Raw genomic sequence first — 23,964 nt, 5'->3', positions numbered from 1 at the left:
ATGAGCGCGCCCCTGATTTCCGTCGAGAAGCTGCGTCGCGACTACGTGTCCGGCGAAGGCACGCTGACCGTGCTGAAGGATATCGACCTCACCATCGAGCGTGGCGAGATGGTGGCCATTATCGGTGCCTCCGGTTCGGGCAAATCGACGCTGATGAACCTGCTCGGCCTTCTCGACCGCCCGACCGCCGGAACCTATCGCGTATCCGGCAAGGATACCTCGGCCCTCGACAGCGACCAGTTGTCGGCGCTGCGGCGCGAACATTTCGGCTTCATCTTCCAGCGCTACCACCTGCTGGCGGAGCTTTCGGCTGTCGGAAATGTGGAAATTCCGGCCATCTATGCCGGGCGCTCCCGCGGCGAGCGGCGCGAGCGGGCTGCGGCCCTGCTCGGACGGCTCGGCATGGCGGACCGCACCGGGCATCGGCCTGGCCAGCTCTCGGGCGGCCAGCAGCAGCGCGTCTCCATTGCGCGTGCCCTGATGAACGATGCCGAAGTGATTCTCGCCGACGAGCCGACCGGCGCACTCGACCGCCAGAGCGGCGAGGAGGTGCTGCGCATCCTCGAAGAGTTGAATGCCGACGGCAAGACCATCATCATCGTCACGCACGATCCGAGCGTCGCGGCGCGCGCCAAGCGGATCATCGAGATCTCCGACGGGGTGATCATCGCCGACCGGCGTACCGATGCGGCAACCGGAGCAGTCATCGGGACGCCGCAGGATGAAGCCGCACCCGCGCCCGCCCCGAACCGCTGGGGCGCCGGGCTGGACCGTTTCCGCGAAGCCTTCACCATGGCGCTGAAGGCGCTCGCCGCGCATCGGCTGCGCAGCTTCCTCACCATGCTCGGCATCATCATCGGCATTGCCTCGGTCATGCTGGTGGTAGCGCTCGGCACCGGCAGTCAGCAGCAGATTCTCGCCAATATCAGCAGCCTTGGCACGAACACGCTGGAGATCTTTCCCGGCAAGGGGTTCGGCGACACCCGGTCCGGCCGCGTGACCACGCTGGTTGTGTCGGATGCCGACGCCCTGACCAAGCTCACCTATGTGGCGGCCGTCACGCCCACCGTCTCGACCAGCACGACCGCACGCTTCGGCTCCACCGTCGCCAACGCGCTCGTCAACGGCGTGGGCAGCCAGTATTTCATCGTCAAGGGCTCCACGCTGGTCGCCGGCCGCTTCTTCGATGACGAAAGCGTCGCGACGCTCTCCCAGGATGCGGTCATCGACGAGAATACCGCAGAAGCCCTGTTCAGTTCCTCCGGGCTCGATCCGGTCGGCCAGATCATTCTCGCCGGCACCGTTCCGGTGCGGGTGGTCGGCGTGATTTCCTCGCAGCAGGGGGGCTTCGGCTCCAGCGACAACCTGTCAATCTACCTGCCCTATACCAGCGTGCAGACGCGTTTTCTGGGCACCACATCGCTGCGCAGCGTAACGGTGCGCGTCGCCGACGATGCGGAAATGGATGCCGCCGAGCAGGCCGTGACCGACTTCCTCACCCGTCGCCACGGCACCAAGGATTTCTTCATCCTCAACACCGACGACATCCGCAAGACGATCACCAGCACGACACAGACCATGACGCTGCTCGTCTCGGCCATTGCCGTCATCTCGCTGATCGTCGGCGGCATCGGCGTCATGAACATCATGCTGGTCTCGGTCTCGGAACGGGTGGCGGAGATCGGGGTGCGCATGGCGGTCGGGGCGCGGCGGATGGATATCCTGCAGCAGTTCCTCATCGAGGCGGTGCTCGTCTGCCTCATCGGCGGCAGCCTTGGCATCATGCTGGCACTGTCGGTCGGCGCTGCCGCATCGCTGTCCGGGGCGGGCATCAGCCTGATCTTCTCGGCAACGCCCATGCTGCTCGCCTTTGCCTGCTCCTGCCTGATCGGCATCGTGTTCGGCTTCCTGCCGGCCCGCAATGCCTCGCGTCTCGACCCGGTCGCCGCCCTCTCCTGAGGCCGGCGACAAAACCGAGGGTTTATTGGTACTTCTCGGTACAGGTTATTAAGCCTCAGTTAAGCTGCGCAGCGCACCTTGCGGCTGTTTCACCGGCACGAGGTTTTCACCATGGTTGATTCGATTTCCAGCACCGCATCCACGCTCCTGTCGTCGTCCACGACGTCCACAAGCACCTCCTCCTCGTCGAGCAGCGCCGACATCGCCAGCCTTGAGGCACAGCTTGCCGCAAAACAGGCGAAGCTCGCCGAGACCGAGGACGAAGCCGAAAAGGAGGAACTGCAGGAACAGATCGACGCCCTGCAGAAGCAGATCGACGAAGCCAAGGCCGCCCAGGCCAAGGAGAGCGCATCCGCGTCCAAGTCCACCGAGGAGGAGCCGGAAGAACCGGCAAAGCTGTCGGGCGAGAGCGAGCGGATCGGCACCACCAACTTCGACGAGACCACCGAGTTCGGCAGCCGTACGATCTATGTCTGAGCCGACCCCGATCGGGCACGATCTGCGTTCATGCCCGATCGACGGGTGATTTTCCTCGGAAACTGGGTTAAGGCAACCAGCGCGGGACGCTGATCGCAACGATCGCTCCGCTGCGACAGGTGCATGGCCCGATGGACGATCACGACAAGAACAGGGATGGCGAAGCGGCGGCCTCGCCCCTCAAGCGCGGACGGGGCCGTCCGAAAAGCCTGCCGGACCCGTTGCGGCGCCAGGCCATCATCGACACCGCGCGCCGCACCTTCATCGAGCTCGGGCTGGCAGGCACCACCACCGAGATCGTTGCCAATCGCTGCCGCATCTCCAAGCAGACGCTCTACCGGCTGTTTCCCAGCAAGACGGATCTCCTGATTGCCGTTGTGGCCGCACATCGGCAGATGATGCTCGACCTGCCGCGACCGGCCGATGAGGACGCTCCGCTTGCGGAGGTGATCGGCAGGATCTTCATGCTCGATATCGATGCGGAGACCGAGCGCGAACGCGAGGCCTTCATCCGCATGGTGATGCAGCAGTCGCACCAGATGCCGGAACTGATGGAAGTGCTGTTTCGCGAGGGTCCGGACACCTCGCGCCGGCAGCTTGCCGAATGGCTGACCGGCGAGATGGCCAGGGGCAGGCTTGTGCTGGAAGACCCGGTGACCGGCGCGCGCATGCTGATGGATCTGCTGATGGGTGGCATCGGCCGTGGACCGAAGGGCTGGAAGGATCTGGCCGACCGGCGCCGCCACATGGAACAGGCGATTGCCCTCTTCGTGCGCGGCACGCGTCCCGACTGATCCGGACCCCGCGCGCAGGTTCGCAAAAAGCCCGCCTGCTTCTGCAAAAAAGATCGCAACCTTTCTGGAACTTCTTCGTTTGGCCCATGGCTGGGGTGCGACGACGGGTCGGCTGCAGCCTTTCGCGTCCCTGCCAACGGGGCAATTTCGAGAAGGAAGAAAGAGGCTTAAAGCAGCACAGTGTGTGGAATCTGCGGAGAAATTCGGTTCGACGGCGCTCAGCCATCCCCTCTGGTTCAGGCAAGGATGATGGAGGCGATTGCGCCCCGGGGACCGGATGGTTCCGGCATGGTCATCCACGGCTCGACAGCCCTGTCGCATCGGCGTCTGTCGATCATCGACCTGTCGCAGAAGGCGCGCCAGCCGATGGTGGATGGCGAACTCGGCCTCACCATCGCCTTCAACGGCTGCATCTACAACTATCCGGAGCTGCGCGCCGAGCTTGAAGGCAGGGGCTACCGCTTCTTCTCTCATGGCGATACCGAGGTGATCCTCAAGGCATGGCATGCCTGGGGCACGGCCTGCGTCGAACGCTTCCACGGCATGTTCGCCTTCGTCATCCACGAGCGCGACACCGACCGCGTGGTGATGGCGCGCGACCGCTTCGGCATCAAGCCGCTCTATCTGGCACGGACCGCCGGCGCCCTGCGCTTTGCTTCCACGCTTCCGGCTCTCGTGAAGGGCGGCGACATCGACACCTCGATCGACCGAGACGCCCTCCACCACTATATGAGCTTTCATGCGGTCGTGCCGCCGCCGCGCACGATCCTCAATGGCGTGAAGAAACTGCCGCCGGCAACCCTGCGCGTCATAGAGGCAGACGGCCGTGAGACGGATCGCCTCTACTGGAACCCGCCGCACCAGCGCGATGCAACCCTGGCCGACCTGTCGCGCGAGGAATGGCGCGACCGCGTGCTGGATGCGTTGCGCATCGCGGTGCGCCGACGGATGGTCGCGGACGTGCCGGTCGGCGTGCTGCTGTCCGGCGGCGTCGATTCCAGCATCATCACCGGTCTTCTGGCGGAGGAAGGCCAGAAGGACCTGATGACCTTTTCCGTCGGCTTCGAGGAGGCCAACGGCGAAAAGGGCGACGAATTCGTCTATTCCGACCTCATCGCCCAGCGTTTCGGCACCGATCATCACAAGATCTTCGTGCCCTCCTCGCAGCTGATGGAGGCGCTGCCGGGGGTGATCGGCGCCATGTCGGAGCCCATGGTCTCCTATGACAATGTCGGCTTCTATCTGCTTGCCAAGGAAGTCTCCAAGCACATCCGCGTCGTGCAATCCGGCCAGGGAGCGGACGAGGTGTTTGCCGGTTACCACTGGTATCCGCCGCTGCAGAACACGAACGATGTGGTGGGCGACTACGCAAAGGTCTTCTTCGACCGCTCGCATGAGGTGCTGAAGACCCAGCTCAATCCGGACTGGATGGCCGACAGCGATGTGAGCCGCGCGCTGGTGGCCGCGCATCTGACAAAGGCCGGCGCCGATACCCCGGTCGATGCGGCACTGCGTCTCGACAGCCAGGTGATGCTGGTGGACGACCCGGTCAAGCGCGTCGACAACATGACCATGGCATGGGGGCTGGAGGCGCGCGTGCCCTTCCTCGACCACGAGCTGGTGGAGCTGGCGGCGAAAATCCCGCCGGAATTCAAGCTGAACGAGGGCGGCAAGGGCGTGCTGAAGGATGTCGCCCGCCTGGTCGTTCCGCATGAGGTGATCGACCGCAAGAAGGGCTACTTCCCGGTGCCGCAGTTGAAATATGTCGACGGACCCTATCTCGACATGGTGCGCGATGCGCTGACCTCGCAGGCCGCACGCGAGCGCGGCATCTTCCGCGACGATTATCTGCAGCGGCTCTTTGCCGATCCGACTGGTCACATCACGCCGCTTCAGGGCTCGGAACTGTGGCAGGTGGGGCTGCTGGAACTGTGGCTGCAGGCACAGGGGGTGTAGGACCATGGCAGGCAACAAGACGAGCGAGCGCGCCCAGCGCATCCGCAGCGACAAGGCCGTGGCGCACCGGCTGAAGCGCAAGCGTTTCGAATCGCTGCGCCAGACGGCATCGATGCATGAGGAAGGGCCGACCCTTTCCGCCTGCATCGATTGCGGCTGGGGCCGCCTGATCTTCGCGCAGACCTTCGACGATGCCGGCGAGCTTGTCTCGGCGCTGCGCGAGGAAGCGCCGGAGCACCGCGATATCGCGGTCTATGTCGCAGATCCACATGTGCTGCTGGCGGAAGCGCCGCAGGAGATCTTCCTCGATCCCTCGCATACCTATCGGCTGGACCTTTCCACCTATCGTTCCGGCCGCCGGCAGCCGCGCGGCTTTTCCGTGCGACGCCTGACATCCGAGGCCGATGCCCGCGCGGTAAACCGCATCTATGCCGCCCGCAACATGGTTCCGGTGCGGCCGGATTTCTTCTGGTCGAACCGCGACAACCGCGCCATCACCTATCTGGTGGCGGAGGACGAGGCGACCGGCGAGGTGATCGGCACGGTGACGGGCATCGACCACGTGCGCGCCTTTGCCGATCCCGAACAGGGTTCATCGCTCTGGTGCCTTGCCGTGGATCCGCAGGCCCGCCATGCCGGGATCGGCGAAACGCTGGTCCGGCGGCTTGGTGAACACTTCAAGGCGCGCGGCGCGGCCTTCATGGATCTGTCGGTGCTGCACGACAATGCGCAGGCGATCGCGCTCTACGAGAAACTCGGCTTCCGGCGCATTCCGGCCTTTTGCGTCAAGCGCAAGAACTCCATCAACGAGCGTCTCTTTGCCCGGCCGCTCGAAGCCTATGATGCGCTGAACCCCTATGCCCGCCTCATCGTCGACGAGGCCCGCCGCCGCGGCGTGCATGTGGAGATCACCGATGCGGAGGGCGGCTTCTTCAGGCTCTCCAATGGCGGCCGCTCCGTGCATTGCCGCGAGAGCCTCTCGGAGCTTACCTCCGGCGTCGCCATGTCGATCTGCGACGACAAGGCCGTCACCCGCCGCGTGGTGGAACGTGCCGGCCTGACCGTGCCCGAACAGATGACGGCAGGAGACGACGATGCGGCGCTGGCGGCCTTCCTGGAGAAGCATGCGCGCGTGGTGGTGAAACCGGCTCGCGGCGAACAGGGCCGCGCGGTGGCCGTCGGTCTCTCGACACTCAGCGAGATCAAGAGCGCCATAGCTGCCGCCCGCGAGGTCTGCGACCGGGTTCTGATCGAGGCCTGCTTCGAGGGCGAGGATCTGCGCCTCGTCGTCATCGACTTCAAGCTGGTGGCCGCCGCAATCCGCCGTCCGCCGCATGTCGTCGGCGATGGGCGCAGCAGCGTGCGGCAGCTGATCGAGACGCTGTCACGCCGCCGTGCCGCGGCAACCGGCGGCGAAAGCAGGATCCCCATCGACGCGGAGACCGAACGCTGCCTGCAGCTGTCGGGCCTGACCCTGGAGGACGTGCTGGAGGAAGGCCGCGACGTTGTGGTGCGCAAGGCCGCCAATCTGCACACCGGCGGGTCGATCCATGACGTGACCGCAATCGTGCATCCCCGGCTGGTGGAGGCGGCGGTCAAGGCGGCGCGCGCCATCGACATTCCCGTCGTCGGCATCGACTTCATGGTCCGGAGCCCGACGGATCCGGACTATGTCTTCATCGAAGCCAACGAGCGGCCGGGGCTGGCCAATCACGAGCCGCAGCCAACGGCTGGGCGGTTTCTCGATCTGCTGTTTCCGCTCTCGGGGCATCGCGCCGCCCGCAATGCGCTGGGGAAGATGTGACGATGACCACCGATATCGACGAAGACTACCTGCTTGCCCAGTTGAAGGCGCTGCTGGCGATCAACAGCCCGACGGGCTACACCGACCAGGTGGTGATCCACTGCTCCCGCGAGCTGGAGCGACTGGGGCTGACGCCGGAACTGACACGCCGTGGCGCGATCCGCGCCGTGCGGCAGGGGAGCCGCCGACAGGGAGCGCGGGCGATCGTCGCGCATGTCGATACGCTCGGCGCCCAGGTCAAGGCGATCAAGGAGAACGGACGGCTGGAACTGGTGCCGATCGGCCACTGGTCTGCCCGCTTCGCCGAGGGCGCGCGGGTGACGATCTACAGCTATCACGGCGCCTTTCGCGGCACGATCCTGCCGCTGAAGGCCTCCGGCCACACCTTCAATGACGAGGTGGACACGCTGCCTGTCGGCTGGCCCTACGTCGAACTGCGCGTCGATGCCGTCACCCGCTCGGCGGCCGAGACGCTGGCGCTCGGCATCGACGTGGGCGACACGGTGGCGATCGATACCGGCGCCGAATTCCTCGACAACGGTTTCATCAATTCCCGCCATCTCGACGACAAGGCGGGCGTTGCCATCCTGCTTGCAGCAATCGAGGCACTGGAGCGAACCAGAGCCAACACGCCGGTGGATACGCACTGGCTCTTCACCATTGCGGAGGAAGTCGGGGTTGGCGCCTCATCGGTCGTCTCGCCCGACATCGCCTCGATGCTGACGATCGACAACGGCACCTCGGCACCGGGGCAGAATTCCTCCGAATTCGGCGTGACCATTGCCATGGCCGACCAGACCGGCCCCTTCGATTACCACCTGACGCGCAAGCTGGTGGAACTGTGCGAGGAAAAGCGCATCCCCCACCAGAAGGATGTGTTCCGTTATTATCGATCGGATTCCGCCTCCGCACTGGAGGCAGGCCATGACATCCGCACGGCGCTCGCCACCTTCGGCGTCGATGCCTCGCACGGTTACGAGCGCATCCACAGGCACGCACTGGTTTCGGTGGCGCAGCTCGTCTCGGCATTCGCCGTCAGCCCCGTGCTGATCGGACGCGACGTGAACGAACTGTCGAGCGCGAAGGGCTTCACCACCCAGCCGACACAGGAGGCGGAACAGGACGTGGTCGTACCGGTCGCCAGGCGACGCGAACCCGAGCAGCAACGCCCGCATCGCGGCAATTCCTCGCCGAGCGTGGTCTGAAGCGGAACCCTGTCCGGCAGGCGGGGTTAGAGCGGCATGCCACCACGACGCAAAGGAGATGATGTGATGCATGTTCGCGAAATGATTTCGACCCACCCGCATGTGCGCGGCAAGGCGGAGGACGCCCTGCTGCGCTGCATCGAGCAATGCTACGACTGCGCCCAGACCTGCACGAGTTGCGCGGATGCCTGCCTTGGCGAAGACATGCATCAGGATCTGATCCAGTGCATCCGCCGCAACCTGGATTGCGCCGATATCTGCGCCGCGACCGGCGCCATCGCCTCGCGCCGTACGGGCTCCAATACGCAGGTGATGCAGGCGGTTATTCAGGCCTGCGCGGAAGCCTGCCGGGTCTGCGGTGAGGAATGCCGCAGCCATGCCGAGATGCATGATCACTGCCGCATCTGTGCCGAAGCCTGCGAGCGCTGCGAAAAGGCATGCCGCGAGGCGCTGCCGGTGGTTCACTGACCGGCCGGGCGGGGTGCCCTGCGACACCCTGCCCTTCTCTCAGCCCTGAAGCGGGCCGAAAAACGCCAGCCAAAGCGCATAGAAGAACAGGACGCCGTTGGCGAGCAGCAGACAGAAGACCGCGAACGATCCCAGATCCTTGGCATTGCGCGCCACCACGGAGAATTCCGGCGAGATGCGGTCGACGATCTCCTCCACCGCCGTGTTCAGCGCTTCCATCGCCACCAGCACCAGAAACAGGAGCAGGCTGGCGAAGAAGATGAAGAAGCTCGCGCCGATCGCCAGATAGATGACGTTCACAATGGCGTAGACCAGAAGTTCATGCCGGAAGGCCGTTTCGCGCCACAGGCGGCGGGCGCCGCCGACCGAATAGCTCGCCGCCGCAAGCACATGCCCGAGGCCCCGCTGCTTCTGGTGATGAACGGTTTCCGACATCTCGCTCCCCATGATCCTTGCCAGCACATAACCCGACCGAAGGCCGCTGCAAAGCCCCGGCCTCCGCAAGGCCGCCGGTGATGGCGATCCGGTGCCCGAATATGCGTCGGCAGGGCCGGCCCCGCCGGCCCGCTGGGTGGCACCGGCGGATCGGCAAAGGGACCGAGCGATTCGCATTTCTCACGTCACGCCGGCTTGTCCTGCCTGCGTTTGCTGTATACATTGACGCCGGCGCCACTGGTGAGGAGACTGGGAATGCGCCGCGGAATTCAGCAGCACAGCCGTTGACGGGTCCAGGGGAGTGGGCCTGCCGCATCGCCGTTACTCAGGGAGGAGTATACATGGCATCCTTATCGAGACGCATGTTCATTGCAGGTGCCGCACTGTGCGGCCTGCTTGCATCCGGCGCTCATGCCGCCGACACGGTGAAGATCGGGCTCATCCTGCCGATGACCGGCCCCTTTGCCTCCACCGGCCGCCAGGTGGATGCCGGCGTGCGCGCCTTCATGGCGCTGAATGGCGACACGGTTGCCGGCAAGAAGATCGAAGTGGTGCTTCGCGACGACGCCGGCACCGCCGACCAGACGCGCCGCATCGCCCAGGAACTGGTGGTCAAGGACGGCGCCAACATCCTGATGGGCTTCGGATTGACGCCGCTTGCGCTCTCCGTGGCACCGGTGCTCGGCCAGGCGAAGGTGCCGGCCATCATCACCTCCGCCACCACTTCGGTGATCACCCAGAAGTCGGAATATTTCGTGCGCACCAGCATGGCCGGCCCGCAATCGGCCGTGCCGGTTGCCACCTGGGCCGCCAAGAACGGCCTGAAGCGCGTCGTCACCCTCGTCAGCGATTACGGACCCGGCATCGATATCGAGAAAGGCTTTACCGACCAGTTCAAGAAGGATGGCGGCGAGATTCTCGAAGCGGTGCGGGTGCCCCTGCAGAATCCGGATTTCGCGCCCTTCCTGCAGCGCGTGCGTGACACCAAGCCGGATGCCGTCTTCGTCTTTGTCCCCTCCGGCGTCGGCTCGATCTTCATGAAGCAGTTCGTCGAACGCGGCCTGCGCGATGCCGGCATCAAGCTGATCGCCACCGGCGACGTGACCGATGACGATCTCCTGAACGGCATGGGCGACGCAGCACTCGGCGTCATCACCGGGCATTTCTATTCCGCCAACCACGACAGCCCGGAAAACAAGGCCTTCGTGGCGCAGGTGCGCAAGGCCAACAACAACATGCGGCCGAACTTCATGTCCGTCGGCGGCTATGATGCGATGGCGCTCGCCTATGCGGCGCTCAAGAAGACCAATGGCGACATCGACGGCACCAAGCTGGTCGAGGCCATGAAGGGCATGTCGTGGGTGAGCCCGCGCGGACCGATTACCATCGACCCGAAGACCCGAGACATCGTGCAGGACATCTACATGCGCGAGGTAAAGAAGGTGGATGGCGAACTCTACAACGTGGAATTCGCCACCTTCCCGAAGGTGCGTGACCCGAACACGCCCTGACCGTTCAGGCAAGGCAGGGGTGCCGGGCCTTCCCGGCACCGGGAGGACCGATGCTGACAATCCTGTTCGACGGCATTGCCTATGGCATGCTGCTGTTCGTTCTGGCGTGCGGGCTTGCCGTGACGCTGGGTCTGATGAATTTCGTCAACCTGGCGCATGGCGCGTTTGCCATGGCCGGCGGCTATGTGACCGTGGTGATGATGAACCGCTACGGCCTCTCCTTCTACTGGAGCCTGCCGGCCGCCTTCCTCGCAGCAGCCCTGCTGGGCGCGGCGCTGGAGGTGACGCTCTACCGGCGGCTCTATGCCGCCCCACATCTCGATCAGGTGCTGTTCTCCATCGGTCTCGTCTTCATGGCTGTCGCCGGCATCGATTACTTCATGGGCGGCCAGCAGCAGTTGATCTCGCTGCCGCCGGAACTCTCGGGCCGCTTCTCGCTGTTCGGCGTCGGCATCGGCCGCTACCGGCTGTTCATCATCATCCTCTGCGCGCTCCTCACCCTTGCCCTGCAGCTGACGCTCACCCGCACCCGCATCGGCAGCCAGCTGCGGGCCGCCGTGGATGACGGGCGCGTGGCCCGCGGCCTTGGCATCAACGTGTCGCGGATCTTCGTGCTGACCTTCGCGCTCGGATCCGGTCTCGCCGGGCTCGGCGGCGCGCTCGGCGTGGAGCTCCTGGGTCTCGACCCGAACTTCCCGCTGAAATACCTCATCTATTTCATGATCGTGGTGACGATCGGCGGAACCTCCTCGATCACCGGCCCCTTCCTGGCGGCGCTGTTGCTCGGCGTCGCGGATGTGGCCGGAAAATATTACCTGCCCTCGCTCGGCGCCTTCATCATCTATGCCGTCATGATCGCCTTCCTGATCCTGCGCCCGCATGGCCTGTTCACCCGGGAGGGCGGCAAGTGAGCGCACCGCATTCGCAGATCGCCGCCGCATTTCTGCGGCGCAAGGCCGCCTGGACCCCGCTGGAGGCCGGGCTCTGGTGCCTGGCGCTTGCCGCAGCCTTCCTGTTCCCCTCGCAGCAGTTGCTGCTGAGCGAGATCGCCATCCTCGCCCTGTTTGCGCTGTCGCTGGACCTGATCGTCGGCTACGCCGGCATCCTGTCGCTCGGCCACGCCGCATTCTTCGGCGTCGGCGCCTATACGGCTGGCCTCTTCTCGCTGCATGTCTCGGCCGAACCGCTGACGGGCCTTGCTGTCTCTGCGGTGGTGGCGGGGCTGCTCGGGCTTGCCACCAGCTTCCTCGTGCTGCGCGGCAGCGATCTGACCCGCCTGATGACCACCTTCGGCGTCAGCATGCTGCTGGCCGAAGGTGCCAACCAGGCCGCCTGGCTGACCGGCGGCGCCGATGGCCTGAGCGGCATCCTGCTGGAGCCGATCGCCGGCACCTTCGAATTCGATCTCTGGGGTCGCACCGGCTATCTGTATTGCCTGGCGGTGCTGTTCATCCTGCTGCTTGTGGCCCGCCGCATCGTCCATTCACCCTTCGGCCTTTCGCTGAAGGCGATCAAGCGCAACAGCCGCCGCGCCGCCATGCTGGGTATTGCCCCCAACAGGCGCATCGTCATCATCTACACCATATCGGCGCTCTATGCCGGCATGGCCGGGGCGCTGCTGACCCAGACCACCAGCTTCGTGTCACCCGATGTCCTGGCCTTCCACCGCTCGGCCGACGTTCTGCTGGTGCTGGTGCTGGGCGGCGTCGGCTATCTCTATGGCGGCATCGTCGGCGCGGTGATCTTCACCCTGCTGCGCGCCTGGCTGTCGGTCGTCACACCGCAATACTGGATGTTCTGGATCGGCCTGATCCTCGTGGCGCTGGTGGTGATCGGCCGTGACCGGCTGCATCCGGCCCGCGCCATTGCCCTTGTCCGGTCTCGTCTGCCCGGACGGGCAGGCGAGAAGGCGGTTCCGCTCTCGGAGGACAGCCGATGACACCGGCACTCGAAACGCAGATGCTCGTCAAGCGCTTCGGCGGGTTGATCGTCACCAACGAGGTCTCGCTCAGCGTGCGTCCGGGCGCCCGCCATGCGCTGATCGGCCCGAACGGCGCCGGCAAGACCACGCTGATCAACCTGCTGACCGGAGCGCTGACGCCAAGCGGCGGACGCATCCTCCTTTCGGGCGAGGACATCACCGACACCACGCCCTTCGCGCGGGTGCGCAAGGGCATTGCCCGCACCTTCCAGATCAACCAGCTGTTCAACGATCTCACACCGCTCGAATCCGTGATGCTGGCGGTCGGCGAACGCATGGGGCATGGCAGCCGCCTGTTCCGGCCGCTCTTCGCCGACCGCACCGTCAGCGAAGAGGCCGCCGCATTGCTGGAGCGGTTCCGGCTGGCCGATGTCATGTGCCTGCCGACCCGCGACCTGCCCTATGGCAAGCAGCGCCTCCTGGAAATCGCCCTTGCGATTGCCCTTCAGCCGAAGGTGCTGCTGCTGGACGAGCCGGCGGCCGGCGTGCCGGAGGAGGACCGCCACGAGGTTCTTGCCATCGTCCGCGCACTTCCTTCCGATGTCACCGTTCTCCTGATCGAACATGACATGGATCTCGTCTTTTCCTTCGCCGACCGTATTTCGGTGCTGGCGGCCGGACGGCTGTTTGCGGAAGGCACCGTCGAAGAGATTTCCGGCGATCCGCAGGTCAAGGCGATCTATCTGGGAGATGCCGCATGAGTGAATTGCTCCGCGTCGAACAGCTGGTGGCCGGCTATGGCGAAGCGCAGGTGCTGCACCGCATCGACCTCTCGCTCGCAGAAGGCCGGTCGCTGGCGCTGCTTGGCCGCAATGGCGCCGGCAAGACGACGCTCCTCAACACGCTGGTCGGCGTCACCACCCATCATGCGGGCCGCATTCACCTCGGCGGCGGCGAGATCACCCGGATGCGCGCCGAACAGCGGGCGGCGCGCGGCATCGGCTGGGTGCCGCAGGAGCGCAACATCTTCGCCTCGCTGACGGTGGAGGAAAACCTGACGGCCGCCGCCCGGTCCGGCCGCTGGGACCTGTCTGCCGTCTACCAGATGTTCCCGCGCCTTCAGGAACGGCGGCGCAACCTCGGCAACCAGCTTTCCGGCGGCGAGCAGCAGATGCTGGCGGTCGGCCGCGCGCTGATGCTGAACCCGCGCCTGCTGCTGCTGGACGAGCCGCTGGAAGGCCTTGCACCGATCATCGTCGACGAATTGCTGGCGGCGCTACGCCGCATCGTTACCGGCGAGGGCCTGTCCGCCATCATCGTGGAGCAGAAGGCCCGCAAGATCCTGCCATTGACCGACGAGGCCATCGTGCTGAACCGCGGCATGATTGCCCTGCACGCCGCCTCCGATGCCCTGCTTTCGCAGCCTGCCGAACTGGACGCGCTGCTGTCCGTCTGACACCTCCGCCCCCTTCCCTGTGCACAAACACGAACGGCGCCCGCCAAGGCGCCGTCCGATGGGATCTGGCAGGCAAGGGAACGCCGCGTACGTCGGCCAAACACCGACCGGGACGTCTTCCAGCCTGCCCGCATCCTTCCGATCCGGGCAGGCACGGCCGGACGGCCGATCAGGCGCCGCGCTTGGTTCGCCAGCTGTCGGCGTAGTTTTCGCGGGCCTCGCGGGCGTAAGGGGTCGGCGAAACGCGCACGCGGATTTCCGCCTGCTTGTGCCGCTCGACGGAAGTCTTGCCCGAACCGCCATCCGGCTCGCCCCAGACCAGCGTCAGCACCTCGCCTTCCTGCACGTCGGCATCGACGACGCCGAGCGACAGCACGCAGCGCTCGTTATAGGAATAGCCGTTGAACATCGACATGCCGACCTTCTTGCCATCGCGCAGGATGAGGTCCGCGCTGGTGGACGCATAGTTCGGCTGCGGGAAGTCGATCCACTTGTAGTGATCCTCGCCCGGCCGGAACGCAGACGCGATCACCTCGACGACATCCTCGGCATTCCACTCGAAGGTCACCTTCTTGCGGTTGTTGGCGCCCTTCATCTTTTCCAGCGCCGCCTTGCCGATGAAATCCTCCTTCTTCCAGCCAATGTAGAAGTCATAGCCGAGTTCGAACGGGTTGACGTAATAGTCCTCGATATTGTCGGAGACGAAGCTTCCACCGATCGAGCCCATGGCCTCGTAACTATCGGCGCCCAGCCAGTCGCGATAGGCGGCCAGCATGCCGTCGCCGGTGTAGATGCCCGGCAGCGGCGAGGGAATCCAGCCGCTTTCCAGCGTGTTGGTGGAATAGGCGCGGCTGCCGCAACGCACCAGATCGACGCCCGCATCCCGGGCGGCTTCCAGAATGCACGAAAGAATGTAGCTCTTGTCCTCGTAGGGACCCCAGATTTCAAGGCCCGGCGCGCCGGACATGCCGTGGCGCAGCGCCTGAACCTTCTTGGAGCCGACATTGATCCAGTCGACATGGAAGAACTTGATCTCCTGAATGGGGCCACCATTCATCTTCTCGAAGATCTTCGGCGCTTCCGGACCCTGGATCTGGTAGCGGTAATGGGTGCGCAGCACGCGCTCGCCTTCCGGCCGCGACGGTGAACGCGGATCGTGCTTGATGCGCACGTTCCAGTTTCCATAGGCCGCGCAGAACATCAGCCAGTTGGAAGTAGGCGCACGGCCGACCAGGATGAACTTGTCTTCCCGTTCGCGGAAGATGATGTGGTCACCGATCACATGGCCGTTCGGCGTGACCGGAACGAAGTGCTTGGCGCGGTTGAGACCGAAATTCGAGAAGGAATTGATGCCGTGATGGGAGAGAAACTTCTCCGCATCCGGCCCTTCGACGATCAGTTCGTCCATATGGTGCGACTGATCGAACAGCACTGCGGAATGACGCCAGGCCGCCTGTTCGGTGCGCCAGTTGCTGAATTCCGGCGCCACCACCGGGTATACATACATGCCCGTACGCGAATGGCGCAGAAGCTCCACCGCATTCTTCGAACCCGCCAAAACGCTGCTTAAACTCGAAACCATTTCTGGGCCTCCTCCCATGATGATGAATTCCATGTATACACAGAACGACGGCGAGGCAAAATTTTCAAGCCCAAAATTTGCAAAAATGCAGGACGCCGCCGCAGCGCGCGCACTGTCGGGCACAGGTGTCAGGCTGTCGATGGAAAAGCTCAGTCCTGCAGCAGCGCCAGAACCTTCACCTTTTCCAGAAGGGACGGTTCTTCCTGCAGGATATATTCCAGATTGTTGCGGGCGGTGCGGGCATGCTCGCGCGCGATTGCCTCGGCGCGACTGCCCTCGCGGTTCTCGATGGCGCGCACGATCGCCCGGTGCTGGTCCTGCGCGGTCCTCAGCGAGCGACGGAAGGCCGCGATGTTCGACTTGTTCGGCAGAAAGGCAGAGGGCGAGGCAAAAGGCAAGGCGCTGGCACGCTCCACCTCGCGGCGGATCACATCGCTGCCGGCAAGGGCCGCCATCTGCCGGTGAAATTCGGCGTTCAGATCGGCATAGACGTCGAAATCCACATCATCCGGCTCTTCGCCGAAGCAAAGATCCAGCCGCGCCACGGTCTGTTTGATCTCGGCGAGCAGATCCGGTGCGACACCACGCTCGGCCGCAAGGCGCGCCGCCATGCCTTCCATCACGCCGCGCACCTCGATCGAATCGACCACATCGGCAATGCCGAAGCGGCGCACCACGAAGCCGCCATTCGGCAGGCGGTCAAGCAGGCCTTCCTCGGCCAGACGCGACAGCGCCTCGCGCACCGGCGTGCGGGAAATCTCCAGCAGTTCTGCGAGCGGCACTTCGAACAGGCGGGTGCCGCCCTGCAGCTCGCCGCTCAAAATCCGTTCCCGCAATTCGATGACCGCGCGTCGGCCATGCGTGGCCGCTTCCATCTGCCGCATCAAGCCTTGCCCCATATCAGCCGGACACCCACCGCCGGCCATGCATTGCTGTATCCACAGCATGTCCCGAAAGACAAGAACAATCAACGCAGGGCGATCCGCAAGCCGGCAGCGGGACGGGAAGGCTGTATACAGGCACTGCAACGCCTACTTGGCGAAGACGACCGTCTTGTCCTTGTTGAGCAGAACGCGATCCTCCAGATGCCAGGCCACGGCCCGCGCCAGCACTCGGCGCTCGATATCACGGCCCTTGCGCACCAGATCGTCCGGCGTATCGGCATGACTGACGGGCTCGACATCCTGGCAGATGATCGGCCCCTCATCCAGATCGCCGGTGACATAATGCGCGGTGGCACCGATCATCTTCACGCCGCGCCGATGCGCCTGATGATAGGGCTTGGCACCCTTGAAGCCCGGCAGAAAACTATGGTGGATGTTGATGCAGCGCCCGGAGAGCCAGGCGGAAAACTCGTCGGAGAGGATCTGCATATAGCGGGCAAGCACCACCAGTTCCGCCCCGCTTTCCTCGATCACCCGCTGGATGGCCGCCTCCTGCTCGCGCTTGCTTGCCGCCGTCACCGGCAGGTAATGATAGGGGATCGAACCCATCAGCGTCAGGTTCAGGGCCTCGCGCGGATGGTTGCCGATGATCGCCACCGGCTCCATGGCAAGCTCTCCGATCCGCGTGCGGTACAGAAGGTCGCCCAGGCAGTGGTCGAAGCGCGAAACCAGCAGCAGCACCTTGCGGCGCGCGCCGGCCACCCTCAGCGTCAGATCCAGACCGAAGCGGCGCACCTCCTCGTCCAGCGCTGCGCGAAGCGTGGCGGCATCCGGTTCGGCCCGGAAGGCGACGCGCATGAAGAACATGCCGGTCTCCGGATCGTCGAACTGATGGGCCTCGGTAATGTCGCCGCCCTGCCCCGCCAGACGGCTGGCAACAGCCGCCACGATACCGCTGCGATTGCCGCAGCGAAGCGTCATGATGAATTCGGACATGCTCCTCCCTTCGGGCCGGCGCGCGCGTCCAGCCTCTCCTCCGCAAGACCTGTTGACGACGCTCGGCAGGCGCGCAAACCCGTGACGCAAACGCCCGCCCAGCCGTTATTGATGTCGCAAATGCCGCAGATGTCGCCGGCAGACCAGAAAGGCGGGCCGGAAGACGCGGGTCGGACAATGAGGGCCGCTATGGTTCCCGCATGACCTCGTCCGGCACCTCGACCACCTCATCCAGCCGACGGCACGCACGCACCGGCACCTATCCCGCGCGCCACGCACAGGCCTTCGACCGCTCCTCCACCGGGCTCTCTGCAACACGCGCCACGGAGACTGCCAGAGCGAGGCCAGCGGCGCAAGCCATGAATACATCAGAATATCGGCAACGCGCCGCGAGGCCCGTGCATCGCCATGAAGAGCCCGCAAAAATGCCTGAAACGCGCCGTTTCATGAGAAGAGGCTTGGCACCGAACGGAATCTATGTATACATTTTTGACGGGAGAGATGGAGGATGAGCATGGACATGCGCAGCAATCCGCATCGCGAGACGTCAGCCGGCCCCGGCCTGCTGGATCACTGGTCTATCGAAGTCATGCCGCGCACCGCGGCGAAAATTGCAGATTTCAAAAGCCTGCTGCCCTCCGGCACGCGCGTCTACATCGCCCATATCGACGGCACGCCGCTGGATGACATGGTTGCGACGGCGCGACGCCTGGCGCGCGACGGCTTTCCGGTCCTGCCGCATATCCCGGCACGTTCCATCGAGAGCAACGCAGCGCTCGAAGACCTTCTGACGCGCTACCGGCAGGAGGCCGATGTGCGTCAGGCCCTTCTGCTCGCCGGCGGCAACAGTGCGCCGCGCGGCAGCCTGACGAGTTCGCTCGACCTGATCGAGACCGGCCTGTTCGACCGCATGGGCTTTACCGATCTGCATGTGGCCGGCCACCCCGAGGGCAATCGCGACATCGACCGCGATGGTTCCAGCACGGGCGTTGATGCCGCCCTGGTGACCAAGCAGGCTTATGCGAACCGCACCGATGCCCGCATCGCCATCACCACCCAGTTCGCCTTCGACGCCGAGAGCGTAACGCGCTGGGCCGAACGCATTGCCGCGATGGGCATCACGCTGCCCGTGCATGTGGGCATTGCCGGGCCCGCCAAGCTGCAGACGCTGATCAAATACGCTATTTCCTGCGGCGTTGGCCCTTCGCTGAAGGTGTTGCAGAAGCGGGCACTCGATGTCACGCGCCTGCTGGTGCCATATGAACCAACCGATCTGGTGGCGCAGCTGGAACGCTACCGCGCCAGCCATCCGGACAGCCTGATCCGGCAGGCACATGTGTTCCCGCTTGGCGGCATCGAACCGGCCGTCGACTGGTGCAAGCGGCAGAAGGCACGGGCCTGACAGCAGGTTTGCCGTCAAAAAACAGACCGCGCCGACCGAACGTGGTCGATGCGGTTTTTTCTGTTCAGTGACCGATGGCCACGCCGATCAGGTGGCCGGCGTCAGTGTCAGCGATGTGCCGGTTGCCGCCACGTTGAGGCCAAGCTGCCCCGTGACGCTTACTGTCTGCAGATGGATCGAGCCGGACGTGCCGCCGATCAGAACGTTTGCACCGATACCGGCTCCAACCGTTGCCTCGGCCGTGATGCCCTGGTAAAGCCCGGCCAGCGAGCCGTGATGATAGCCCGCAGTCGGTGCGAGCACCGCCCATATCAACCGGCTGCGCGTGGTGAAGCCGAGATCGACGCCCATCTTGCGCACCACGCCGGTATACTGGTCGAGCGGCTCGCTGCCGATGGCAGAGGTAAAGACGCAGGAAGCCCCCTTGGCGGAACCGAGAACATAGCCGACGCCGCCTTCGATGGTGCAATCCAGATAGCCGATCCGCACACCGCCGCTGGCATCGTCATAGGCCGGCACCGGTGCTGCACCCGGACGCCGCACGACATCTGCCGCGAGGGCAACTCCGGCGCTCTGCAGCGCCGTGAATGCAGCCAGCGCTACCGCAAATCTCTTTTTCATCCCTGTACTCCATTCTTTTCTTTTGTTCTGGCTTTTCTTTTATTCTGGCTGCTGGGCGATATGTCAGTCCAGCAACTCCTTGTCCTCAACGCCTGTGGCAAAAGAATGATCCCGCGCATCGATGCGAAAAGCTGACAGCACACATCAGGACGCCATTTCTTACCGCGCGCCGCACCGCACCGCCAAGCGCGACCTCCGAGACCAACTCACCGGACCGGCACAAGTTCAGGAGCGTTGAGATGCGCTGGCAACAGACTTTTCGGATGAGGAGACAGTCGGCAGGCGTCCCCTTGCCCGCAGCACGAACCCTTCATCCGTCATCGACATGACACACTGCATGTCAGGCGCAGGAGTAAGACAGTCGTGACGGCCCGATTGCTACCGCAGGCAATATGTCTTGACGTTAACGATGTCGTTATAGACGGATCATAAACAAGCACGCCCATCTCCGACCCGCGGCCACAATTGGGCGGTTACGGACAATCTCGGCAAGGAAGCCCTTGAATGCGCCCTGCCGAAGATTGTCTTTGAATAAGTGGCCAGATGGTCTCCGCCCCTGCATCTGGTGCGGCCCGGGCTTTCCTACCGCACCTGTTGCGGGCGAACCACCTGTCACCCGCGACTTTCACGCCAGACCCGATCCTGTCTGGTGCACCACCGATGCTGGTCGGTTAGGGGACGGGAAACAGCATTTCCGAACCCTTGACCGCCTGCAGAGCTTCGATCCGCTCCGGCGGAACAAGAGGCATCTGCTCCTGCACCATATCGAAAACGGCCGGCGGCAGGTCGGAGAGGAAATCCACGGCATCACGCGGCGGCACCGCCAGAAGAGTGGTTCGGATATCGGCCTCAAGGTGGTCGCGCGCAAGAGCAAGCACCGCCGGCGAAACACGCCGCCACTGGAAGAAACGGGTGCGGATGACTGCAAATTCCGACGGCGCATAGCTCTGGGAATAGCCCAGCAGCTTTGCCTGTTCTTCCGCAGTGCCACCGAGGAACCAGCGCGCGAAAGCGAGCCGTGCCCAGAGCGCGCCATCGGTCGGTTCGCAGGCGAGGCCGCGTCGCGAATAATCCTCAACCTGTCGGAGGTCGGCAACCCAAGCGTCACGATCCTGGCGTGGATCGATCTGGTCCGCCTTCCAGGTCACAAGATCAACGACTGCCGTCACACCCTGGGGCTGACACGCGGCAAGAACAGCATCGGCGCGCGTGAGAGCCTCGTCGACTGCGGCGCTGGAAACAGGATCCTTGCCGAAGGCAACGCGCCTGACGTCAACCATCTCGCGCGCGGCGACCGACACGGGAATCGTCTTCAAGGCAAGGCCGCAGACACATGCTGCGGCCCCGAGAAGGATTACGCCTATGACAGGATCAGCTTTCATGATCCACGTAATAGGAACTGTAACGCGAGCTGTAATAGTCCGAGGAGCCGTATTCGCGGTAAAGCTTCAGCTTCTGCACATCGACCTTGTTGAGAACGACACCGATCGTGCGCTCGGCGATCTGGTGCTCCGCAGTCAGCGTCTGCCTCACCACCTTGCGGGCAACCGCGCCCCATTCAACGACCATGATGAAACCGTCGACTCGACCGGCGATGGCGCGCGCATCCACAACCGGCGCCAGCGGCGGCAGGTCAAGGATCACATAGTCATATTCGGCCGTTGCCCGCGCCAGAAGCTGCTGCATCTGCGGCGAGGCCAGCAGTTCCGACGAATGGGTGATCCTCCGCTTCACGACAACCGGCAGGAAGTCCAGACCGGATTCCGGATCATTCAACAGGGCCGACTTGAACGGCAAACCCGCCGTCAACACCTCCAGCAGGCCGACATCCGCATGCTGACCAAGCATGCGCGTCGCGCCCGGATTGCGAAGGTCGCAGTCGATCAGCAGTGTGCGCCCGCTCTTTGCCGCCACCTGAGCGAAGTTGACGGCAATTGTCGATTTCCCCTCGCCCGGAAGGCAGGAAACAAAGCCCACGACCTTGTTCGGCTTCTGCACATTGACGTCCACCGCGATCTTACAGCTGCGCAGAGTTTCGGAGAAAGACGACAGCGGATAAGTCAGCGCGAAATTGGAAATCGTGGTCCTGTAATGCGCCCGATGCGGCGTGGTTGCCTCTGCATTGTCGTAAGTCTTCTTGGCGATCGCGGGGGTAGCTCCCAGATATTCGAGGCCCAGGATGTCACGAACCTGATCACCCGTGCGGAAGAAGCGATCACGGAATTCGCGGAATGCAGCGACGCCACCGCCGGCCATTAAACCGAGCAGGACGGATGCGACGAGCACGAGAGAACGTCGCGGGCTGCTCGGTGCTCCGGGCGGCACCGGCCGCGTGATGATACGGGCCTCGGTAACCGGGAAAGACTGTTGCTGTACGGCCTCCTGATAGCGCTGCAGAAACGTCTGGTAGAGGTTCTTGTAGGTTTCGGCAGACCGCTCGAGTTCTCGCAACTGGACCTGGGTTTCGCTTGCCGCCACAGTTACCTTTGTTGCGTTCTTGACCCCCTCCGTGATGTTACGCTCACGGGACCGCGCGACCTCCAGCTCACTCTGGTAGCTTTCAGCGATACGCCGCAGCTCATCGAACATGAGGCGGTTATATTCCGACATTTCCTGTCGCAGGCGCACCGCCTGGATATGATCCGGACCGAGGCGCCTGGTGATTTCAGATTCCAGCTTGGACGCGTTCAGATATTTTTCCCGCAGGGTATTGATGACAGAACTGTCGAGCGCATCGGTGACGATGGCATCGGTCTTACCACTTGCGATAATTTCCTGAATTCGATCATAACGGGCCTGTGCCCGTGCCGTGTCTGCCCGTGCGACGATCAATGCGCTGTTCAGCTCTGTCAACTGTTGATCGGATACGAGGCCTCGACCTGTGGAAACCAGCCCATGTGCAGCACGAAATTTTTGCACGGCAAGATCGGATTCAAGAGATTGCTGTCGCAACTCTTCAATCCGATCTTGAAGCCATTCCCCCGCGCGTCTGGTCGCCTGATATTTCGAATCCAACTTGTCATTCAGATAGGATTCCGCAATTCCGTCTGCGATCTGCGCCGCCAAACCAGGCGAGACAGCCGTAAAAGCAATTTCCAGCACATAGGCGCGTCCAACGCGTTGAACGCCCAAGCCGCCCTTCAGCCTCGCCAGCGCCCCCCGACGCTTCGCCTCTGCCGGATCAACGTAGGTTGCCTTGCTCTTATCTACACCCGCACCGAGATCCGACAAAAAACTGCGGAAAATTGCAAGACCGCTCGCCAGAAGTGAGCCGTCAGATGCCATGAACTGGGCGTTATCTTGCAGTTTCAGCCGATCGACGGTCGCAAGACCGATACTGTCGGATTTCAACAACTCGACCTGACTGAGCACCGAAGCCTCGTCATCGAGCACACCGCCTATGGTAGAAAGCTGCTGAACGATCTCGCTGTTACCGCGGTCGATCAGAACACGTGTTGTCGCAGTGTACATCGGCACCGCAGTCACAAGGTAGACGACGCCAAGAACCAACGCCAGGACAACAGAAATCAACAACACGGGCCACTGACGCCGTGCAATCGCAATCAGATGCTCGGCATCAAATGAAGGTAAGGCGGCCTCACCGGGCTCAACACCGTTTGAATCCGAAACGACGACACGTTGATTCACTGGAAAATCCCAACTATAGCAATAAAGAGGTTAGCCGCTCGTAGTCGGGCTAACCACGGTGGTGTCGCCATCATCAGTCGAACCACTGGATGATCCGCCTCCCGCACCCCCAAACGTACCCGTTCCACTCGCGGTTGTTGTCGTGCCACCCTCGGTGCCGCCGCCGCCAGCCCCACCAGCGCCGGCCGCATCGCCGCCAGCGGTGCCAATTGCGGCATCCCCTCCGGCAGTACCGATTGCCGCGCCACCACCCACGACGCCAGTTTCGGCTGTCTGAGTATCGGTTGCGCTTCGCCGAGATGCCTCAGCAAGCTGCGCACTCGACGCGACAGCGACCTGAATCTGCGCAGCAGCCACCTGATTGTTGCCTGCCGCAAGTGTAGCAGCGGCCAGGTTGGAACCAGAGACAAGCGCCGCCGCCTGGCCAGGGCTTGCTGTCAGCGCAGCGGCCTGTAAGGCGGTCAGGGCTTCCGTCAGTTTCTCGGCAGACACGGCAGCCAACAAGAGTGAGGCAACGCGGGTCGGTAATTCCGCCACATCCACCGCCAGAATGCTCTGCGGATTCCCGAGGAAAGCAGAGAGGTCTTCCGGCGTCGCAGCGGTTACAACCGGCGCCGGATTACTGGCTGCCTGCTCCGTATTCGGCGCAGCAGGCGTCGCATCCTGCGCAAGGGCCGGCAAACCCATGAACAGAGTCAAGCTCGACGCGATGATCTGAGCATTTCGAGTTATAAGGCCCATGACGAGCGAACTCCTGTTAAATTTCAGTTGACCATAGGACGCAAACAACGGCGAAATTCAAGCATTTCCGTGGCGCTCGCACCAACAATCGGCACTTAACCCTA

Annotated in this window: 21 protein-coding genes; 13 read left to right on the top strand and 8 right to left on the bottom strand. The window is 63.7% G+C overall.

What is annotated here, in order from left to right; translation table 11 throughout:
- The 7 genes from KLP42_RS03780 (at position 1) to KLP42_RS03750 (ending at position 8,663) form a co-directional block, all read left to right on the top strand.
- Positions 1 to 1,959 (top strand): MacB family efflux pump subunit, encoded by a 1,959-nt coding sequence (locus KLP42_RS03780; protein WP_215564871.1) that lies wholly within the window; start codon positions 1 to 3, stop codon positions 1,957 to 1,959.
- A 111-nt stretch (positions 1,960 to 2,070) separates the two neighbouring features.
- Positions 2,071 to 2,436, top strand: a complete 366-nt coding sequence (locus KLP42_RS03775; protein WP_215564870.1) for a FlxA-like family protein — start codon at positions 2,071 to 2,073, stop codon at positions 2,434 to 2,436.
- A 131-nt stretch (positions 2,437 to 2,567) separates the two neighbouring features.
- A complete protein-coding gene (locus tag KLP42_RS03770; protein ID WP_215564869.1) occupies positions 2,568 to 3,230 on the top strand; it encodes a TetR/AcrR family transcriptional regulator in 663 nt (220 codons plus the stop codon).
- Between the two features lie 180 nt (positions 3,231 to 3,410).
- Entirely contained in the window at positions 3,411 to 5,186 is a 1,776-nt protein-coding gene (locus KLP42_RS03765; protein WP_215564868.1) for an N-acetylglutaminylglutamine amidotransferase, read from the top strand.
- A 4-nt stretch (positions 5,187 to 5,190) separates the two neighbouring features.
- Entirely contained in the window at positions 5,191 to 6,990 is a 1,800-nt protein-coding gene (ngg, locus tag KLP42_RS03760) for an N-acetylglutaminylglutamine synthetase (RefSeq protein WP_215564867.1), read from the top strand.
- A 2-nt stretch (positions 6,991 to 6,992) separates the two neighbouring features.
- On the top strand, positions 6,993 to 8,195 hold the full coding sequence (locus tag KLP42_RS03755) for an osmoprotectant NAGGN system M42 family peptidase (RefSeq protein WP_215564866.1): 1,203 nt from the start codon (positions 6,993 to 6,995) through the stop codon (positions 8,193 to 8,195).
- Positions 8,196 to 8,261: 66 nt separating this feature from the next.
- Positions 8,262 to 8,663: a four-helix bundle copper-binding protein gene (locus KLP42_RS03750; protein WP_215564865.1), complete on the top strand. Its 402-nt coding sequence runs from the start codon at positions 8,262 to 8,264 to the stop codon at positions 8,661 to 8,663.
- A 39-nt stretch (positions 8,664 to 8,702) separates the two neighbouring features.
- On the opposite strand, the gene KLP42_RS03745 is transcribed toward KLP42_RS03750, so the two are convergent.
- Positions 8,703 to 9,098: a diacylglycerol kinase gene (locus KLP42_RS03745; protein ID WP_215564864.1), complete on the bottom strand. Its 396-nt coding sequence runs from the start codon at positions 9,096 to 9,098 to the stop codon at positions 8,703 to 8,705.
- A 341-nt stretch (positions 9,099 to 9,439) separates the two neighbouring features.
- On the opposite strand from KLP42_RS03745, the gene KLP42_RS03740 reads away from it, so the two are divergent.
- Genes KLP42_RS03740 through KLP42_RS03720 form a run of 5 tightly spaced genes read left to right on the top strand, consistent with a single transcriptional unit; the run spans position 9,440 to position 13,986 of the window.
- Positions 9,440 to 10,609 carry an ABC transporter substrate-binding protein gene (locus tag KLP42_RS03740; protein ID WP_215564863.1) on the top strand — a complete coding sequence of 390 codons (1,170 nt, stop codon included), beginning with the start codon at positions 9,440 to 9,442 and terminating at the stop codon, positions 10,607 to 10,609.
- Positions 10,610 to 10,659: 50 nt separating this feature from the next.
- Positions 10,660 to 11,520: a branched-chain amino acid ABC transporter permease gene (locus KLP42_RS03735; RefSeq protein ID WP_215564862.1), complete on the top strand. Its 861-nt coding sequence runs from the start codon at positions 10,660 to 10,662 to the stop codon at positions 11,518 to 11,520.
- Positions 11,517 to 12,548 (top strand): branched-chain amino acid ABC transporter permease, encoded by a 1,032-nt coding sequence (locus tag KLP42_RS03730; RefSeq protein WP_215564861.1) that lies wholly within the window; start codon positions 11,517 to 11,519, stop codon positions 12,546 to 12,548. Before KLP42_RS03735 ends, KLP42_RS03730 begins: the two co-directional genes overlap by 4 nt.
- Positions 12,545 to 13,291, top strand: coding sequence for an ABC transporter ATP-binding protein (locus tag KLP42_RS03725; protein WP_215564860.1), 747 nt, complete (start codon positions 12,545 to 12,547; stop codon positions 13,289 to 13,291). The genes KLP42_RS03730 and KLP42_RS03725 overlap by 4 nt, the downstream gene beginning before the upstream one ends.
- Complete coding sequence (locus tag KLP42_RS03720) at positions 13,288 to 13,986, top strand: ABC transporter ATP-binding protein (protein WP_215564859.1); 699 nt, start codon at positions 13,288 to 13,290, stop codon at positions 13,984 to 13,986. Before KLP42_RS03725 ends, KLP42_RS03720 begins: the two co-directional genes overlap by 4 nt.
- Before the next feature lie 169 nt (positions 13,987 to 14,155).
- Here KLP42_RS03720 and ligM read toward each other — a convergent pair whose 3' ends face one another.
- From ligM to purU, 3 genes are all read right to left on the bottom strand, one after another.
- Entirely contained in the window at positions 14,156 to 15,568 is a 1,413-nt protein-coding gene (gene ligM / locus KLP42_RS03715) for a vanillate/3-O-methylgallate O-demethylase (RefSeq protein WP_215564858.1), read from the bottom strand.
- Between the two features lie 149 nt (positions 15,569 to 15,717).
- Positions 15,718 to 16,452, bottom strand: coding sequence for a GntR family transcriptional regulator (locus KLP42_RS03710; RefSeq protein ID WP_215564857.1), 735 nt, complete (start codon positions 16,450 to 16,452; stop codon positions 15,718 to 15,720).
- Positions 16,453 to 16,599: 147 nt separating this feature from the next.
- On the bottom strand, positions 16,600 to 17,448 hold the full coding sequence (gene purU, locus KLP42_RS03705) for a formyltetrahydrofolate deformylase (RefSeq protein ID WP_215564856.1): 849 nt from the start codon (positions 17,446 to 17,448) through the stop codon (positions 16,600 to 16,602).
- Positions 17,449 to 17,956: 508 nt separating this feature from the next.
- On the opposite strand from purU, the gene KLP42_RS03700 reads away from it, so the two are divergent.
- The gene (locus KLP42_RS03700) at positions 17,957 to 18,850 is read left to right on the top strand and encodes a methylenetetrahydrofolate reductase (protein WP_215564855.1); all 894 of its coding nucleotides are present in this window, start codon (positions 17,957 to 17,959) and stop codon (positions 18,848 to 18,850) included.
- A gap of 87 nt (positions 18,851 to 18,937) precedes the next feature.
- Here the strand turns inward: KLP42_RS03700 and KLP42_RS03695 are convergent, their stop codons facing one another.
- From KLP42_RS03695 to KLP42_RS03680, 4 genes are all read right to left on the bottom strand, one after another.
- Complete coding sequence (locus KLP42_RS03695; protein WP_215564854.1) at positions 18,938 to 19,471, bottom strand: DUF992 domain-containing protein; 534 nt, start codon at positions 19,469 to 19,471, stop codon at positions 18,938 to 18,940.
- Between the two features lie 671 nt (positions 19,472 to 20,142).
- A complete protein-coding gene (locus KLP42_RS03690) occupies positions 20,143 to 20,787 on the bottom strand; it encodes a hypothetical protein (protein WP_215564853.1) in 645 nt (214 codons plus the stop codon).
- Between the two features lie 55 nt (positions 20,788 to 20,842).
- Positions 20,843 to 23,038: a GNVR domain-containing protein gene (locus KLP42_RS03685; protein WP_252192788.1), complete on the bottom strand. Its 2,196-nt coding sequence runs from the start codon at positions 23,036 to 23,038 to the stop codon at positions 20,843 to 20,845.
- A 111-nt stretch (positions 23,039 to 23,149) separates the two neighbouring features.
- Positions 23,150 to 23,860, bottom strand: a complete 711-nt coding sequence (locus KLP42_RS03680) for a hypothetical protein (protein WP_215564851.1) — start codon at positions 23,858 to 23,860, stop codon at positions 23,150 to 23,152.
- Positions 23,861 to 23,964: the final 104 nt, after the last annotated feature.

The sequence above is a fragment of the Rhizobium sp. CSW-27 genome (genome assembly GCF_018760785.1).
GTDB lineage: Bacteria > Pseudomonadota > Alphaproteobacteria > Rhizobiales > Rhizobiaceae > Neorhizobium.
Note: the sequence above shows the minus strand (reverse complement) of the source record. Positions and strands in the feature narration are given on the sequence as shown.

Bases quoted from the DNA above. Each gene is read 5' to 3' on its own strand.
- KLP42_RS03780 (WP_215564871.1), top strand. From the start codon at position 1: ATGAGCGCGCCCCTGATTTCCGTCGAGAAGCTGCGTCGCGACTACGTG.
- purU (WP_215564856.1), bottom strand. From the start codon at position 17,448: ATGTCCGAATTCATCATGACGCTTCGCTGCGGCAATCGCAGCGGTATC.
- ngg (WP_215564867.1), top strand. From the start codon at position 5,191: ATGGCAGGCAACAAGACGAGCGAGCGCGCCCAGCGCATCCGCAGCGAC.
- KLP42_RS03725 (WP_215564860.1), top strand. From the start codon at position 12,545: ATGACACCGGCACTCGAAACGCAGATGCTCGTCAAGCGCTTCGGCGGG.
- KLP42_RS03695 (WP_215564854.1), bottom strand. From the start codon at position 19,471: ATGAAAAAGAGATTTGCGGTAGCGCTGGCTGCATTCACGGCGCTGCAG.
- KLP42_RS03775 (WP_215564870.1), top strand. From the start codon at position 2,071: ATGGTTGATTCGATTTCCAGCACCGCATCCACGCTCCTGTCGTCGTCC.
- ligM (WP_215564858.1), bottom strand. From the start codon at position 15,568: ATGGTTTCGAGTTTAAGCAGCGTTTTGGCGGGTTCGAAGAATGCGGTG.
- KLP42_RS03750 (WP_215564865.1), top strand. From the start codon at position 8,262: ATGCATGTTCGCGAAATGATTTCGACCCACCCGCATGTGCGCGGCAAG.
- KLP42_RS03680 (WP_215564851.1), bottom strand. From the start codon at position 23,860: ATGGGCCTTATAACTCGAAATGCTCAGATCATCGCGTCGAGCTTGACT.
- KLP42_RS03700 (WP_215564855.1), top strand. From the start codon at position 17,957: ATGAGCATGGACATGCGCAGCAATCCGCATCGCGAGACGTCAGCCGGC.
- KLP42_RS03710 (WP_215564857.1), bottom strand. From the start codon at position 16,452: ATGCGGCAGATGGAAGCGGCCACGCATGGCCGACGCGCGGTCATCGAA.
- KLP42_RS03740 (WP_215564863.1), top strand. From the start codon at position 9,440: ATGGCATCCTTATCGAGACGCATGTTCATTGCAGGTGCCGCACTGTGC.
- KLP42_RS03755 (WP_215564866.1), top strand. From the start codon at position 6,993: ATGACCACCGATATCGACGAAGACTACCTGCTTGCCCAGTTGAAGGCG.
- KLP42_RS03770 (WP_215564869.1), top strand. From the start codon at position 2,568: ATGGACGATCACGACAAGAACAGGGATGGCGAAGCGGCGGCCTCGCCC.
- KLP42_RS03745 (WP_215564864.1), bottom strand. From the start codon at position 9,098: ATGTCGGAAACCGTTCATCACCAGAAGCAGCGGGGCCTCGGGCATGTG.
- KLP42_RS03720 (WP_215564859.1), top strand. From the start codon at position 13,288: ATGAGTGAATTGCTCCGCGTCGAACAGCTGGTGGCCGGCTATGGCGAA.
- KLP42_RS03735 (WP_215564862.1), top strand. From the start codon at position 10,660: ATGCTGACAATCCTGTTCGACGGCATTGCCTATGGCATGCTGCTGTTC.